At 62.5% G+C, this 13,538-nt stretch carries 12 protein-coding genes; 1 reads left to right on the top strand and 11 read right to left on the bottom strand.

The window, feature by feature from the left end; genetic code table 11:
• Window positions 1-8: 8 nt before the first annotated feature.
• From DOM54_RS13355 to DOM54_RS13395, 9 genes are all read right to left on the bottom strand, one after another.
• Entirely contained in the window at window positions 9-896 is an 888-nt protein-coding gene (locus tag DOM54_RS13355; protein WP_110716813.1) for an ABC transporter permease, read from the bottom strand.
• Window positions 877-2,013 carry an ABC transporter ATP-binding protein gene (locus DOM54_RS13360; RefSeq protein ID WP_110716814.1) on the bottom strand — a complete coding sequence of 379 codons (1,137 nt, stop codon included), beginning with the start codon at window positions 2,011-2,013 and terminating at the stop codon, window positions 877-879. The genes DOM54_RS13355 and DOM54_RS13360 overlap by 20 nt, the downstream gene beginning before the upstream one ends.
• A gap of 335 nt (window positions 2,014-2,348) precedes the next feature.
• Window positions 2,349-3,461: an extracellular solute-binding protein gene (locus DOM54_RS13365; RefSeq protein ID WP_110716815.1), complete on the bottom strand. Its 1,113-nt coding sequence runs from the start codon at window positions 3,459-3,461 to the stop codon at window positions 2,349-2,351.
• Window positions 3,462-3,787: 326 nt separating this feature from the next.
• A complete protein-coding gene (locus DOM54_RS13370) occupies window positions 3,788-4,864 on the bottom strand; it encodes a porin (RefSeq protein WP_110716816.1) in 1,077 nt (358 codons plus the stop codon).
• Window positions 4,865-5,278: 414 nt separating this feature from the next.
• The gene (locus DOM54_RS13375) at window positions 5,279-6,190 is read right to left on the bottom strand and encodes a ProQ/FINO family protein (RefSeq protein WP_240613899.1); all 912 of its coding nucleotides are present in this window, start codon (window positions 6,188-6,190) and stop codon (window positions 5,279-5,281) included.
• Window positions 6,191-6,293: 103 nt separating this feature from the next.
• Window positions 6,294-6,839 (bottom strand): dihydrofolate reductase, encoded by a 546-nt coding sequence (locus DOM54_RS13380; protein ID WP_110716817.1) that lies wholly within the window; start codon window positions 6,837-6,839, stop codon window positions 6,294-6,296.
• Window positions 6,836-7,630: a thymidylate synthase gene (locus DOM54_RS13385; protein WP_110716818.1), complete on the bottom strand. Its 795-nt coding sequence runs from the start codon at window positions 7,628-7,630 to the stop codon at window positions 6,836-6,838. Before DOM54_RS13385 ends, DOM54_RS13380 begins: the two co-directional genes overlap by 4 nt.
• A gap of 110 nt (window positions 7,631-7,740) precedes the next feature.
• Window positions 7,741-8,547 carry a prolipoprotein diacylglyceryl transferase gene (gene lgt, locus DOM54_RS13390; RefSeq protein WP_110716819.1) on the bottom strand — a complete coding sequence of 269 codons (807 nt, stop codon included), beginning with the start codon at window positions 8,545-8,547 and terminating at the stop codon, window positions 7,741-7,743.
• Between the two features lie 185 nt (window positions 8,548-8,732).
• Window positions 8,733-9,524, bottom strand: a complete 792-nt coding sequence (locus tag DOM54_RS13395) for a sulfite exporter TauE/SafE family protein (RefSeq protein ID WP_110716820.1) — start codon at window positions 9,522-9,524, stop codon at window positions 8,733-8,735.
• 238 nt (window positions 9,525-9,762) lie between these two features.
• Between DOM54_RS13395 and DOM54_RS13400 the strand changes: the two genes are divergently transcribed.
• A complete protein-coding gene (locus DOM54_RS13400; RefSeq protein WP_110716821.1) occupies window positions 9,763-10,530 on the top strand; it encodes an NRDE family protein in 768 nt (255 codons plus the stop codon).
• Here the strand turns inward: DOM54_RS13400 and ptsP are convergent.
• Both ptsP and DOM54_RS13410 read right to left on the bottom strand, forming a co-directional pair.
• Window positions 10,527-12,788 carry a phosphoenolpyruvate--protein phosphotransferase gene (gene ptsP, locus DOM54_RS13405; protein ID WP_110716822.1) on the bottom strand — a complete coding sequence of 754 codons (2,262 nt, stop codon included), beginning with the start codon at window positions 12,786-12,788 and terminating at the stop codon, window positions 10,527-10,529. The two genes, DOM54_RS13400 and ptsP, sit on opposite strands and share 4 nt — an antisense overlap.
• Before the next feature lie 132 nt (window positions 12,789-12,920).
• Window positions 12,921-13,421, bottom strand: coding sequence for an RNA pyrophosphohydrolase (locus DOM54_RS13410; protein WP_110603111.1), 501 nt, complete (start codon window positions 13,419-13,421; stop codon window positions 12,921-12,923).
• Between the last annotated feature and the right edge of the window lie 117 nt (window positions 13,422-13,538).

Genomic DNA, 13,538 nt, shown 5'->3' on the forward strand with positions numbered 1-13,538 from the left:
CACCGTTCCTATTTGGCGATATCGCCGAGACCGACCTTGAAGATCCGCATGATGATGGTGACGAAGACGATGCACAGCACCAGCAGCAGGAACGCATAGGCTGCCCCCTGGTTCCAGTCGCCACCTTCGAAGAACCAGTTGTAGATGATCTGCGTGAACCAGCGGCTCCCCGGAGACCCCAGCAGCGCCGGTACCGCGTAACTGCCTGCGGCCAGCATGAACGTCATGATGCATCCGGTGGCGATTCCCGGCTTGGCATGAGGGATCACGATACGCCGGTGAGTGCGCCCCCAGCCGGCGCCGAGATCCCTCGCGGCTCGAATCTGGTTGGTATCGAGGCTCTCGATGGCGTTATAGAGCGGGAAGACCATGAACAAAATATAGGCATAGACCATGCCGACCAGCACGCCAGTGTCGCCATTGAGAAAACGGATCGGACGATCGATCAACCCCACCGCCAGCAACACCTCGTTGAGCGGCCCCCGAAACGCGAAGATGATGTACCAGGCAAAGGTGCGCAGAATCTCATTGATCCAGAACGGAATGATCAACAGCAGCAGGCAGAGGGCCGCCTGACCCGGGGTCGCCACCTTGGCCAGATAGTAGGCCAGCGGGTAGCTGACGATCAGGGTCAGTGTGGTCACCAGGACGCTGGACCATATCGTTTTGAAGAAGATCGCGAGATGGATCTCGTTGCGAAAGAAGGTCGCGTAGTTGGTCAGCGACCAGACATCCTTCGCCCCGCCACGTTCGGCCGGCAGCAGCGCCGGATGAAACGAGTAATCGATCATCTGCCACTGTGGCAGCAGTACCATCACGATCAGCCAGATCCCCATCAGCGAGACGATCGCCATGGTCAAGGGCAGCCCGAAGCGATTATGCAGTTGCCGCCACATCGACGCTCTCCTCATTCGAGTGCCCGCGCTCGACGCCCGGCAGGACCAGGGCCCCACGCGGCGAGTAATCCAGACGGCAGGCGCTGCCTACTTTGAACGGGGACTCGACGCCGGCACTCTCCAGCGCCTGCGGCAGGTGCGCCCGTATCGTCGCCCCCTGCTCCAGCGCGATCTCGAGCGTCAACCATGCACCTTCGAAGTGCTCCGCCTGAATCACTCCGCTGAACGGTAGCGACGAATCGCTGGCGCTACCGACCCGCCACTGCTCCGGCCGCACATAGAGCGTGGCTTCGTCGCCGGGCACGAGCGGCGAGGCGGCGGACCCGCGCAACGGCGCAGGCAATCCCGCATCCAATGTCACCATCCCGCCGTCCACGGCCGTGACACGCCCTGGAAAACGATTGTTCTCGCCCACGAATCCGGCCACGAAATCGGTCCGGGGTTGTCGATACAGTGTCATCGGATCGGCGACCTGCTGGATGCAGCCATCGCACATCACCGCGACGCGATCGGACATGGTCAGTGCCTCGCCCTGATCGTGGGTAATATAGATAAAGGTGATTCCCGTCTTGCGCTGAATCGCCTTGAGTTCGGTGCGCATGTGCTGGCGCAACTTGAGATCCAGGGCAGACAACGGCTCGTCCAGCAGCAGGACGCGGGGTTCCACGGCCAGCGCACGGGCGATCGCGATACGCTGCTTCTGGCCCCCGGACAGTTCGGCGACCGGCTTGTCGCCACTACCGCCCAGTGCCACCAGGTCCAGCAACTCGTCAGCTCTTTCCCGGCGTTTCCTACGGTCGATGCCACGGACTTCCAGCCCGAATTCGATGTTCCGGTAGACGCTCATCAACGGAAAAAGCGCCAGATTCTGAAAGATCATTGCGGTGGGCCGACGATTGACCGGCACTCGAGTCATGTCGACCCCGCCGATGGCGACCGAACCTTCACTGGGAGTGAGGAAGCCGCTGATCATGTTCAGGAGAGTGGTCTTGCCACAGCCGGAAGGGCCAAGAAAACTGAAGAATTCGCCCGAGGCGATCTCCAGGGAGGTCGGCTGAATCGCCGTGAAATCGCCGAATCGCATCGCGACTTGGTTCAAGGTTACGCGACCGTCCATGACGTCCTCTTACGCTCTGTCTGAAAAATGCCTGCGCTCGACCACACGGCGTTAAAAATCGGATGGGTCCACCAGTCCGAGTTCGGCGCCCCCGTCAAAATGCTCATTTATCCCGCGTGAACTGGGACATCAGCGCGGTCCGTCTTTGGCCGATTTGGCCTTGCGACCCACAAGGATGTGGGAAGTGCCTTGGCTCGTCGGGAACGGCCTAGCCATGGCTATCGCTCGTCGATTTTTCAGACAGAGCCTTGCGTGGTATCCGAGCCGGGCAGTTGCCGAATTGCGGCAAGCCCCGTGCCAGCCGGCACGGGATCTTCGCTTGCCAAAAACGATGCTCATGCCGACAGGTATCGATCCTGATACTCATTACGCAACGCGACGTACCAGGGATCCTGCACCGGCCACCACCACAGGTTGTCCAGATCCTGTTGCGTGTAGGAGTCCTTGAAGAATTGACGCGTCGCTTCCGGCAACAGCTCCTCGGCACCGACGGCGGTCGAGTTGTAGCCCGTGGACTTGACGAACATTGCCCCTGCTTCCGGGGTGTAATACCAGTTGATCAGTTCGTAGACCGCGTCGACATTTTGCGCGTTCTGAGGAATGACGAAACCTTCCATCCAGGCTAGCGCCCCTTCCTTGGGCGCCCCGTAGGCAATGGGCTCGCCTTCGCTCTGGAGTCGAAATGCGGTGCTGTCCCAGGTCTGGCCAATCAGGGCGCCATTGGTGCGGAACGCGCCCTGGGCCTCGTTCTCGGTGGACCAGAACTGGATCACCATGTCCTTGTGCTTGACGGCTTCGGCCAGGATGACGTCGAAGTTGGCGCGCATCGCCTCTTCGGTCTTGAACGAGTCCAGCAACGGTCGCGGCAGCTTGCCCTGGGACTCGAGCCACAGGCCGATGCCGATCAGCGCCGAGTGCGCGCGGACCGTGACCCCCTCGCCGATATCGGGATTCCAGAGTTCTCCGTAGCTGAGCGTGGAGCGGTCGATGTCGGTATAGCGGGTGTTGTAGGCGATCGCCTCGGTGCCCCAGTCGGAAGGAGCAAAGTAGCGCTTGTCATCGATCACGCCACCCACTTCCGACCCTTTCATGGCGGTGTCCAGGCAGCCGTCCCAGTGGATACGCGACGTATCCAGCGGCTGGATCAACTGATAATCCAGATAACCGGGCACCCGATCCACCGTCGGCATGATGACGTCGAAGCCGGAGCCGTCGGTGGCCCGCAGCGAGTTCATCAATTCATCGTTGGTGCCATAAGGCGTGAAGGTCGCCTTGATACCGGTCTTGGCAGTGAAATCCGACAGCATCTCATCGGTGAAGTAACCGGCCCAGGCGTAGATGCGCAGGACCTGATCCTGGGCCAGGGCACGATTGATGTAGAACGGTACCGAAGCGGCGGCGCCGACAGCCGCGGCGCCCTGCAAGAAACGACGACGGGAAAGGGTCATCGAAGGTCTCCTGGTGTTTATCGATCCACTTCCCGGCTTCGTCATGAAGAGGCGTGGAAAACGTTGTTATACGACAGACCTGTTACGACAGCGTGACGCTCGATGATTATTGAACGTCCGCTCAACAAGAGATTACCAGCCTGTCATCCTAATGACATCTAGACGAAGGAGAACCGGGAGCCGAAAAAGGGAGACGCCGCTCGCCGACTAAAGACGCGGCTCTCTTCCAGCCGCGATCAAGCATAAAAAAAGCCGACCCCAAAAGGGGCCGACTTCGTTCGATATCGCAGCGATGTTAGACAGTCGCTGCGCACATCGGGATCAGCTTAGAAGCTGTAGACAGCACCGACTGCGATGCCATCGCCTTCGTCCTGGCTACGATCACGCAGCGCACCTTCGATGAAGGTATACATCGCCGGAGAGATGTTGTAGGTCACGCCGCCCACGATTTCGTTGGCAGAGTCGTCACCGTTGAGGAAGGTAGAACCGTCGTCAACATCGATGTACTGGTAGGCGCCGTAGATGTCACCAGCGAAGCTGTCAGATAGTGCATAGCCGTAACGCGCGCCCAATGCGTAGAAGTTGGCGTCGGCGTCGCCCTGCTCGCTGTCAAAACGCTCGACTTTAGCAGCCAGACGCAGAGTATCGATGGTGTACTGCGCAGTGACACCGTACTGGTCGCCAGACTCGTAATACGCACCGTCTTGACCGTCGTAACGACCATCGTAGTTGTCGAGATCATCGTAGACAGCCGCGATGGAGAAGGCGCCAACCGCGTACTTCACGCCACCATAGAAGGAGGCATTGCTGTCCTGGTTGTAGTTGTCGGCGAGCTCTTCAGCGTCACCTTTGTACTGGGTACCCACGGCGAACTGAAAGCCGGCCCAGACCGGAGACATGTACTGAAACTTATCGCCTTCGCGATCGGAAGTACCGTAGATCACGTTATCGGCGATCGGTGAAAGCGCAGCACCGCTGGAGTCGCTGACGTCGAAATATTCGTTGTTGGAGATCGGATCCTGGACCCAGTCGTCGATCAGCGGATCCCAGGAGCCCAGACGGGCGTCACCGAAGTTACCTTTCAGACCCAGGTAAGCCTGGTCGCCGCGGTTAATACCGCCGTTGGCTTTCTCTTCGTCGGCGTTGTGCTCGAATTCCGCCTTGAAGTAGCCGGTCAGGCCCGGGTTGATGATGTGCTGGCCAGAGAAGCCGATGGTCGAGCCATTGTCTTCGACCTGATCGCGGCCATCACCGTTCTCGTCGTTAACGTTGCTGTAAGCAATCTGGATGTTGCCGTAGATATCGAGCTGCGTGCCGTCCTGGTTGTAGACAGTCGCTGCCTGGGCAGCGGCGGAGGCGCCCAGGGCACCAGCAATAGCAGTCGCTAAGAGCGTCTTTTTCATCGCGATAGGTTCCTTAACTAGCTTACTGTTCGATCGTGTCTGCAGATGCAGTCGGCTTCGGCACCTTCAACCAGCTTCGTCACGCGAACGAATGACGGCTGTGGAACTTAGAAGCCTTGTTATTGTCCAATGCTCGCCCGGAAACCTTATACCGGACGTTGGAGGAACGCAACAAGAAAAAAACACTGTTTTCGTTCCCTGCTTTTCTCACCGGTTCCGCCTCTCGTCGCAACCGGGAGTCGTGGCGTCGACGGCACCAACCGGCTGCCGGCAGCCTAGCCACGGGGCATGACACTCTCATGACACGCGCCTCCAGGCAAGAAGTCGGGCACGAATATTTCGTCCCCTGACGACTCTCGCCTAACCTTCGATACCAAAGTTCAACTCGACTCGACCGGGCCTCGCCACGACTCGTCAATCCTGCGGCGACTGACCATGCTTGGCCAGCAACGCCCCGATCTTGCGATCCAGCTTTGCCGATCGCTCCTGTGTCTCGCGCGCTTTCTGCTTCTTCTGTAACGCTTCCAACTGGCGCTTGGCGTGCTTGGCCTCCTCGGCGGTCACCACCTCGCTATCCTCTCCCACCAGATCCACGCGATTCGCGCCTTCACGGACCGACTTCAGGTACCGCGGCAGGTGCACGTAACAAGCCAATGCCCGGCGGACCAATTTTTCGGGCCAGGGTTCGAGCTCGCACAGATCGAGATGAATGCCGGTCTTCAGCGGCCGCGTATGGCCCTTGAAGAAGGTCTTGGGATAGCGCTTGTACCACTGGGCGAGCAGCGCCTGCGGCGACGGCACTTCGTGCTCGACGCCGAATGCCAGCGAACTCTGAGGCGGCGACTCGCCATTGGTCGACGGCACTACGGGCGCGGGGGTGGTGGGAGGGACATCGGGACTGGTTCGAGAGGAGGAAGCGTCGGCCTCCCCCTCCGGAGCCGCCGAGCGCTCGACCGTCGGCGGCCGAGCGATCTCGGAGCCCCCCTTGTCATGAGAGGGGGAAGAGGTCAGGCGCTGCAGCGGAGAGACCTGGCCGTGACGGCCCATTCCGGTGCCGGCATCGCCATCCGGTTTTGGCCGAGGCCGCCGAAATGCCAGATTGCCCAGGCCGCGTGCGCGAGTGCCGCCATCGGGGTCCTCGCTATGATCCTGGCCCTTGACCACCATCGGGTCCAGTTCGGCCAATGCGAGTAGACGCTCCTTGAGGGCTCGATTCTCGGCCTCCAAGGCCTTGCACCGCTCTTTCTCGGCTTCCAAAGCGGCCTGACCCGCTTCGACCTGGTGCTCGATGGCAGCCAGGAGCGCCTGTGTTCGATCCGTCAACACGGCACAACTCCTCTCAAGTCCTCTCAATCAACGTCGGGACACGCCGTCGCTCATCCTGACGACTGGCAGGCGATCCCTCTTGGCTGCAACGCCCTGCCGAGACTCAGCCAGAACTGGCCATCCGGTGGTATTGGACGAAAGCATAATCCGGCTGACCTGGTTGCGGCGACATCACCGTACGCTCGACCTCCTGCCACTCGCCATCGTGGAAGTCAGGGAAGAAGGCATCCCCTTCGATCTCGACATCCACCTCGGTAAGCTGGAGGCTGTCGGCGAAAGGCAGCGCCTGCCGGTAGATCTCTCCGCCGCCCATCACCACGATTTCGGCCGCGTCGTCGATCACCGCCTGATGATCGGCAAGTTGCAGCGCCTCGTCCAGAGAGTGACACACTCTTGTCCCCTCCCGACGGTAGTGCCGGTCGCGCGTGATCACGATATTCAAGCGCCCGGGCAGCGGCCGACCAATCGACTCGAACGTCTTTCGCCCCATGACCAGGGGTTTGCCCAGCGTCAGCGCCTTGAATCGTTTGAGATCCTCCGGCAGGTACCAGGGCAACCGATTGTTCACGCCAATGACACGGTTGCGGGATAGCGCCGCGATCAGGGTGATCGGCGTTTCAGGCTTCACTGTCGATGTCACGTCACTCATACGGCAATGGGCGCCTTGATGGAAGCGTGGGACTCGTAGCCCTCGATGGCGATATCCTCGAAACGGAAAGCGAACAGGTCATCGATCGCCGGGTTCAGCTTCAGGGTCGGCAACGCCAGCGGTTCACGCGAAAGCTGCAGCCGGGCCTGATCGAGATGATTGAGATAGAGATGAGCGTCGCCCAGGGTATGCACGAACTCGCCGGGCGCGAGCCCGCAGACCTGGGCAACCATATGGGTCAGCAGCGCGTAGCTGGCGATGTTGAATGGCACGCCCAGAAAGATATCGGCACTGCGCTGATAGAGCTGGCAGGACAACGTGCCATTGGCGACGTAGAACTGGAACAGCGCGTGGCAAGGCGGCAGCGCCATCTCGTCAACCAGGGCGGGGTTCCAGGCCGAGACGATATGTCGGCGGGAGTCCGGGTTACGGCGTAGCTGCTCGACCAGCCTGGCGATCTGGTCGATATGACCGCCATCAGGCGTCGGCCAGCTTCGCCACTGGTAGCCGTAGACGGGACCGAGATCGCCATTGGCATCCGCCCACTCGTCCCAGATCGAGACGTTGTGTTCGTGTAGATAGGCAACATTGGTATCGCCACGAAGAAACCACAGCAGCTCATGAATGATCGAGCGCAGATGCAGCTTCTTGGTGGTGACCAGAGGAAAACCCTTGGCCAGGTCGAAGCGCATCTGGTGACCGAAGACGCTAAGCGTACCGACGCCGGTCCGATCGGCTTTTTCGACGCCGCTATCCAGCACGCGCTGCATCAAGTCGAGATAAGGCCGCATGGGCACGCTCCTTTACAGTGACGGGCGCATCGCGTGCGACGAACCCGTCGAAACACTTTCCATTCCGAGGCCGCTGGAGACCGAGCGGCCAGTCACTCGACGCCGCCCGCTCAGGCTGCGGGCTGCCCTTGGCGGGCGGCGTCTACCGCATTGTGACGCGACCAGGCGATCAGCGCGATACCCGCGACGACCATCGGCAGCGACAGCAACTGCCCCATGGTCAACCAGTCGAAGGCGATGAACCCCAATTGCGGATCGGGCCGACGGAAGAACTCCGAGAGAAACCGAAACGCGCCGTAGCAGACCAGGAACAGCCCCGAGATGAAGCCGCGCCGGCGCGGGGTCAAGGAGGCCATCCACAGCACGACGAACAGGACGACTCCCTCGAGGAAGAATTGGTAGAGCGACGAAGGATGGCGTCCCTGGCCGCCCATGCCGGGAAAGACCAGCGCCCAGGGAACGTCCGTCACGCGCCCCGGCAATTCGTGGTTGATGAAATTCCCGATACGACCGGCGCCCAGGCCAATCGGCACCAGCGGCGCGATGAAATCCGTGAGCTGGAAGAACGCCAGACCGTGCTTGCGCGCGAACAGCAACGCCGCCAGCAGCACCCCCAGCAGGCCGCCGTGGAAACTCATGCCGCCGTCCCAGACCTGGAATATCCACAGCGGGTTATCCACGAACCGGTCAAGACCATAGAACAACGCATAGCCGATACGACCACCGAGCACGACCCCGAGTGCTCCGTAGAACAGCATGTCGCCGATGTCGTCGCGCTTGAGCCCCAGGCGATCGGCACGCAGCCGCCCCAGCCACCACGCCCCTACGAAGCCGACGACATACATCAGTCCGTACCAGTGTACCTTGAGCGGGCCCAACGAAACGGCTACCGGGTCGATCTCGGGATAAGCCAGCATGCATTCTCCTTGGCCAGGAAAGAGTTAGGGGAAACGCCGAATCCATGGACGAGCAGGATGGAGTGGGCGGCACTCCGTCGCAAGGCGTACGGCGCAAAGTGCCGACATGCCAGGATTGCGACTGGCCGGGCCGGCACCGCGCCAACAAACCACTTCCCCTGCGCAGACAGTCATGCCGTGTTTCCTTAGCCGATCATCAGCTTGATTCCCACCACGATCAGCAGGAGGGCAAAGATACGTCGCAGCGTCCTGGCAGGCAATGCATGGGCCACCTTGACGCCGACTCGAGCCATCGGAACGCTGGTCACCATCAAGCCAAGGAACGCTGGCCACATCACATAGCCGGTCGCCCCCGCCGGCAGGGTCATCTCGCCCCAACCCACGACGACATTGGTCGCGGTGCCGATCAATGCGATTGGCAGGCCGATGGCCGAGGAGGTACCCACCGCTTCCGTCATGCGGCTGGTGAAACGAGACAGCCACGGCACCGACATCACCCCGCCGCCAACGCCGAACAGCGTCGAGACGCCGCCGATCGTTGCCCCGGCCACGGTCATCGGCCAGCGCCGCGGTTCGCGCCCCAGGGTCGCGGGTGGGCGGGTCAACAACATTTTCAGCGCCATCAAGACCGCGAAAATCCCGAACAGTCGCGTCAGCGCATGACCGGGCAGTACCGAGGCCAGTAGTACGCCGAGAATCCCGCCCACCAGCAATCCCGGCATCATCAACCGCAGCCAGTCCTGACGTACGCTGCCCCGGCGCCAGTGCCCCCAGGCCGAAGAGGCGCCGGTGACCACGATGGTCGCCAGCGAGGTCCCGACCGCGAGATGCGCGACCACCGCGGGATCGAACCCCTGGGCGAGAAAGGTGAATACCAGCGCGGGGACGATGACGATGCCCCCGCCGATGCCGAACACGCCCGCCATCAAACCCGCCGCGGCGCCAACCAGCAGATAGATCGCAATAGCCGTCAGCATCGGGCGCCTCCCCGGCTGGCGGACAGAGAAAGCAGCAGGAGCGCAGGCCCTGCCACCGGTCTGGCGGTGAAGGAAAATGGAGAAATGAGCATGTGACGGTCCTGTAGAGCGCGAGACAACGGCGTGGAAAGCTCGCCCGGGTCGCTAGCGCGCTTATGGTACGCTGCCGACGGGGCCATGTCATGGCAGCGCCCCGTCAACTCACGCCTACCCTCGAATCACCGCTGGAGATCGCCGCATGTGCTTGATCGTGTTCGATTGGCAGCCGCAGGCCGCGACGAAATTGCGTCTCGCTGCCAATCGCGACGAATTTCACGCCCGCCCGTCCGAAGCGCTGCATCGCTGGCCCGACAGCGACCTGACCGGCGGTCGTGACCTGGTGGGAGGGGGGACCTGGCTAGCGGCAACGCCCACGCGAGTGGCCGCACTGACCAATGTCAGGGAGGGGCGGAGCCCGCCGCCAGCCACCGCCCCCAGCCGCGGCCAGCTCGTGCGCCAGGCTCTCGAGGTCGACGATCTGGCAACCTGGCTGGACACGCTGGCATCGGGTGGCGCCAAGGCCTACGCCGGGTTCAACCTGCTGGTGATGTCGGAGATGCGGCTGTGGACGCTGCATCACAGTCGTCACGACACTCGTCGACAACTCGTATCACCCGGCCTGCATGGCTTGTCCAATGCCAGCCTCGATACGCCCTGGCCCAAGGTCGTTCAGGCCCGGAACGCGCTGCGACAGGCGCTGACGACGCCGGATTGGCGGGTCGGCATGCGCTCGGCCTTGGCCGATACGCGCCAGGCACCGCCCGCCGAACTCCCCCACACCGGGGTTGGCCGAGACCTGGAGCGCGTGCTCTCGTCTGCTTTCATCGTGGGGCAGGATTACGGGACACGAGCCACGACACTGGTCACGGTCTCGGCAACGGCAACGACGCTGGAAGAGCAGCGATTCGCGGCGAATGGCATCCCGGCCGGCGACGTGACACGGCTGACGACACCGCCGACACGCTAGTCCTGGGGTGGCAGCAGGTGGCCAATCTGCCAGTCCGTCAGCCGCTGACGCAGGTGTGCCCTCACCACCGCCGTGGTCGGCAACGACAGCGTTTCCGACACCAGCGCGCGGGCGTCGCCGATGCCGACCCGCCGGATCGCCGCTCGCACCCGCGGCAGGCTGGGCGCATTCATCGATAACGCATCGAACCCCATGCCCATCAGCAGCAGTGCGCCGGCAGGATCCCCGGCAAGTTCACCGCAGACGGAAGCGGGCACCGCCAGTTGCCGGCTCTCCTGGGCGAGGCGCGAGAGGGCGTTGAGCACCGCCGGATGGCAGGCATCGTAGAGCCCGGACACGCGCGCGTTGTTGCGATCGACCGCAAGCAGATACTGGGTCAGGTCGTTGCTTCCCACCGAGAAGAAGTCGACCCGCTCCGCCAGGGCAGGCAGTTGGTAGAGCGTCGCGGGCACCTCGATCATGACGCCAACCTTGGGCGACGCGACCTCGATCCCCTCCTCGGCAAGCTCTTCGCGCGCGCGCGCCAGCAGGCGTAGCGCCGTATCGACCTCGTCCACGCTGGTAATCATCGGCAGCAGGATGCGCAGATTGTCCAGATCTCGCGACGCCATCAACATGGCTCGCATCTGCACCATCAGCACTTCCGGATGATCCAACGTAACGCGAATGCCGCGCCAGCCGAGAAACGGATTGGCCTCGTTGATCGGGAAATAGGGCAGGTCCTTGTCGCCGCCGATATCGAGCGTGCGCATGACCACGGGCAGCGGGGCAAAACTGGCCAGTTGCTCGTGATAGAGCCGGGTCTGCTCCTGCTCGCTGGGGAATCGCTCGTTCATCATGAACGGGACTTCCGTTCGATAGAGCCCCACCCCGCTGACACGTGGCTTGAGCTGGGCAACGGCATCCACCGCCAGCCCGGTATTGACCAGCAGCGGCATGGGGTGTCCGTCGGAAGTCTCGCTCGGCAAATGCTGCTCGTGCTCGAGCACCTCCGCCAAGGCCCGCTCTTCCTTGATCAGGCGTTCGTAGCGCTTGGCCAGCTGGGGCTCGGGCCGCACGAAAAGCCGCCCCCGATGGCCATCGAGGATCGCCTTGGCCCCGTTGATCCTGGGCAGCGGCAGGTCGACCATCCCCAGCACCGTGGGAATACCCATGGCTCTGGCCAGGATGGCGACGTGGGAATTGCTGGAACCCCGAATCGAGACCAGCGCCGCCAGGCGCTTCCTGGGCAGTTCGCCCAGCGTTGCCGCGCTAATCTCGTCGCCGACCAGAATGGCGTTGTCGGGATAAGTCGAGGGCGTGCGCTCGTTGCCCTCCTGCAGGTGGGCCAGCACCCGGCGTCCCAGGTCCCGGATATCCGCCGCCCGTTCGCGCAGATAGCCGTCGTCGACCCGTTCCAGATATTGCGTGTGGCGACGCACCACATCGGCCAGCGCACCCGGCGCCCACTGTCCCTCCCGAATCCGCTTCTCCACCTCGTTGCCCAGCGCCGCGTCTCCCAGCATCTGCTGGTAAACGTCGAAGAGCGCGAGTTCCTGGGTGGAGATGCGGCTGGCGAGGCGGGCGCCCGCCTTGCGGATATCCTCGCGGACATGGGCCAGCGCGGCATGGAGGCGGACCACCTCGGCATCCGGGTCGGTCGGAATCAGGTCCGGCACGCTATCCAGGTCGGCAGGCGGAGCGATCACCACGATCTCGCCGATCGCCATGCCAGGCGAAGCCGCCACGCCGGAGAACATCGCCTGTCCATCCGGGCCCGTGGGGCGACTGAGCGTGCCCGACACCAGCGCATGAGCCAGCACACCCGCCAGTTGCGCCGCCATCGTGACCAGAAACGCCTCGTCGCCCTCGTCGAAACGGCGCTTCTCCTGTTGCTGGACGACCAGAACCCCGAGCATTCGCCGTTGGTGAATGATCGGCACCCCGAGGAAGCTCGAGAAGCGCTCCTCTCCCGTCTCTGCAAAATAGCGGAATTGCGGATGGGACGGCGCGTCTTCCAGATTCAGCGCCTCTTCACGCTGTCCAACGAGCCCGACCAGCCCCTCCCCCAGACGCAGGGTCACGACCCCCACGGCCTGCGTCCGCAGGCCGATCGTATCCATCAGCACCAGTCGATCGCGCTCGCGATCGAACAGATAGATGGAACAGACGTCGGTGCGCATCGCCTTGCGGATTCGGCGCACCATGGTGGCCAGCGCGGCATCCAGGCTACGAGCGCCATTGACTTCCTGAACGATGCGGCGAAGGGTATCGAGCATGGGCCTTTTCTTGTGGGCGAGGAGATCCTCGTCTTGGCATCAGTCGGCCGGTATGACGCCATCCCTGAACGCCGTGCGGCGAGCGTCGCCGTCAGCGATGGGGTCATTCCGCCATGAATCGTGCTGCCGGCCTTAGAGCCTGGCCATTTCCTCCAGGGACAACCGATGGAATTCGGGCGCCAATTCCCGCAGCGCGCGCCGGTAGACTTCGCGCTTGAAGGACACGACCTGTCCCAGAGGATACCAGTAACTCACCCAGCGCCAGCCATCGAATTCAGGCTTGGGCGTGCTGTCGACGCAGACCTGGCTGTCGTGACAGCGAATTTTCAGTAAGAACCACTTCTGCTTCTGGCCGATGCAGAGCGGTTTCGAATGCGTTCGGACCATGCGTCGGGGGAGACGGTAGCGCAGCCAGCCTCGCGTACAGGCAACCACATCGACATCGTTGGACGTCAGCCCGATTTCCTCCTCGAGTTCCCGGAAGAGCGCCTGATCTGGCGTCTCGCATGCCTTGATCCCTCCCTGCGGGAACTGCCACGCCTCCTGACCCGCCCGACGCGCCCAAAGCAGTTGGCCCTCACAGTTGGCGATGATGATGCCAACGTTCGGCCGAAAGCCATCGGCGTCTATCACAGCGTTCACCTTAGCTCAATCGTCGTTGGGATCATTCTTCCACAAAGCGAGAAAGGGCATCAATACGCCTTAGGCCAACCGACGATAAAACCTCGACGCCACGGTGCCGCGACACCG

The organism is Salinicola acroporae (assembly GCF_003206615.1).
Taxonomy (GTDB): Bacteria; Pseudomonadota; Gammaproteobacteria; order Pseudomonadales; family Halomonadaceae; genus Salinicola; species Salinicola acroporae.

Coding starts and splice junctions, on each gene's coding strand:
- lgt (WP_110716819.1), bottom strand. CDS start 8,547: ATGCTGGCTTATCCCGAGATCGACCCGGTAGCCGTTTCGTTGGGCCCG.
- ptsP (WP_110716822.1), bottom strand. CDS start 12,788: ATGCTCGATACCCTTCGCCGCATCGTTCAGGAAGTCAATGGCGCTCGT.
- DOM54_RS13355 (WP_110716813.1), bottom strand. CDS start 896: ATGTGGCGGCAACTGCATAATCGCTTCGGGCTGCCCTTGACCATGGCG.
- DOM54_RS13400 (WP_110716821.1), top strand. CDS start 9,763: ATGTGCTTGATCGTGTTCGATTGGCAGCCGCAGGCCGCGACGAAATTG.
- DOM54_RS13370 (WP_110716816.1), bottom strand. CDS start 4,864: ATGAAAAAGACGCTCTTAGCGACTGCTATTGCTGGTGCCCTGGGCGCC.
- DOM54_RS13395 (WP_110716820.1), bottom strand. CDS start 9,524: ATGCTGACGGCTATTGCGATCTATCTGCTGGTTGGCGCCGCGGCGGGT.
- DOM54_RS13365 (WP_110716815.1), bottom strand. CDS start 3,461: ATGACCCTTTCCCGTCGTCGTTTCTTGCAGGGCGCCGCGGCTGTCGGC.
- DOM54_RS13385 (WP_110716818.1), bottom strand. CDS start 7,630: ATGCGGCCTTATCTCGACTTGATGCAGCGCGTGCTGGATAGCGGCGTC.
- DOM54_RS13380 (WP_110716817.1), bottom strand. CDS start 6,839: ATGAGTGACGTGACATCGACAGTGAAGCCTGAAACGCCGATCACCCTG.
- DOM54_RS13360 (WP_110716814.1), bottom strand. CDS start 2,013: ATGGACGGTCGCGTAACCTTGAACCAAGTCGCGATGCGATTCGGCGAT.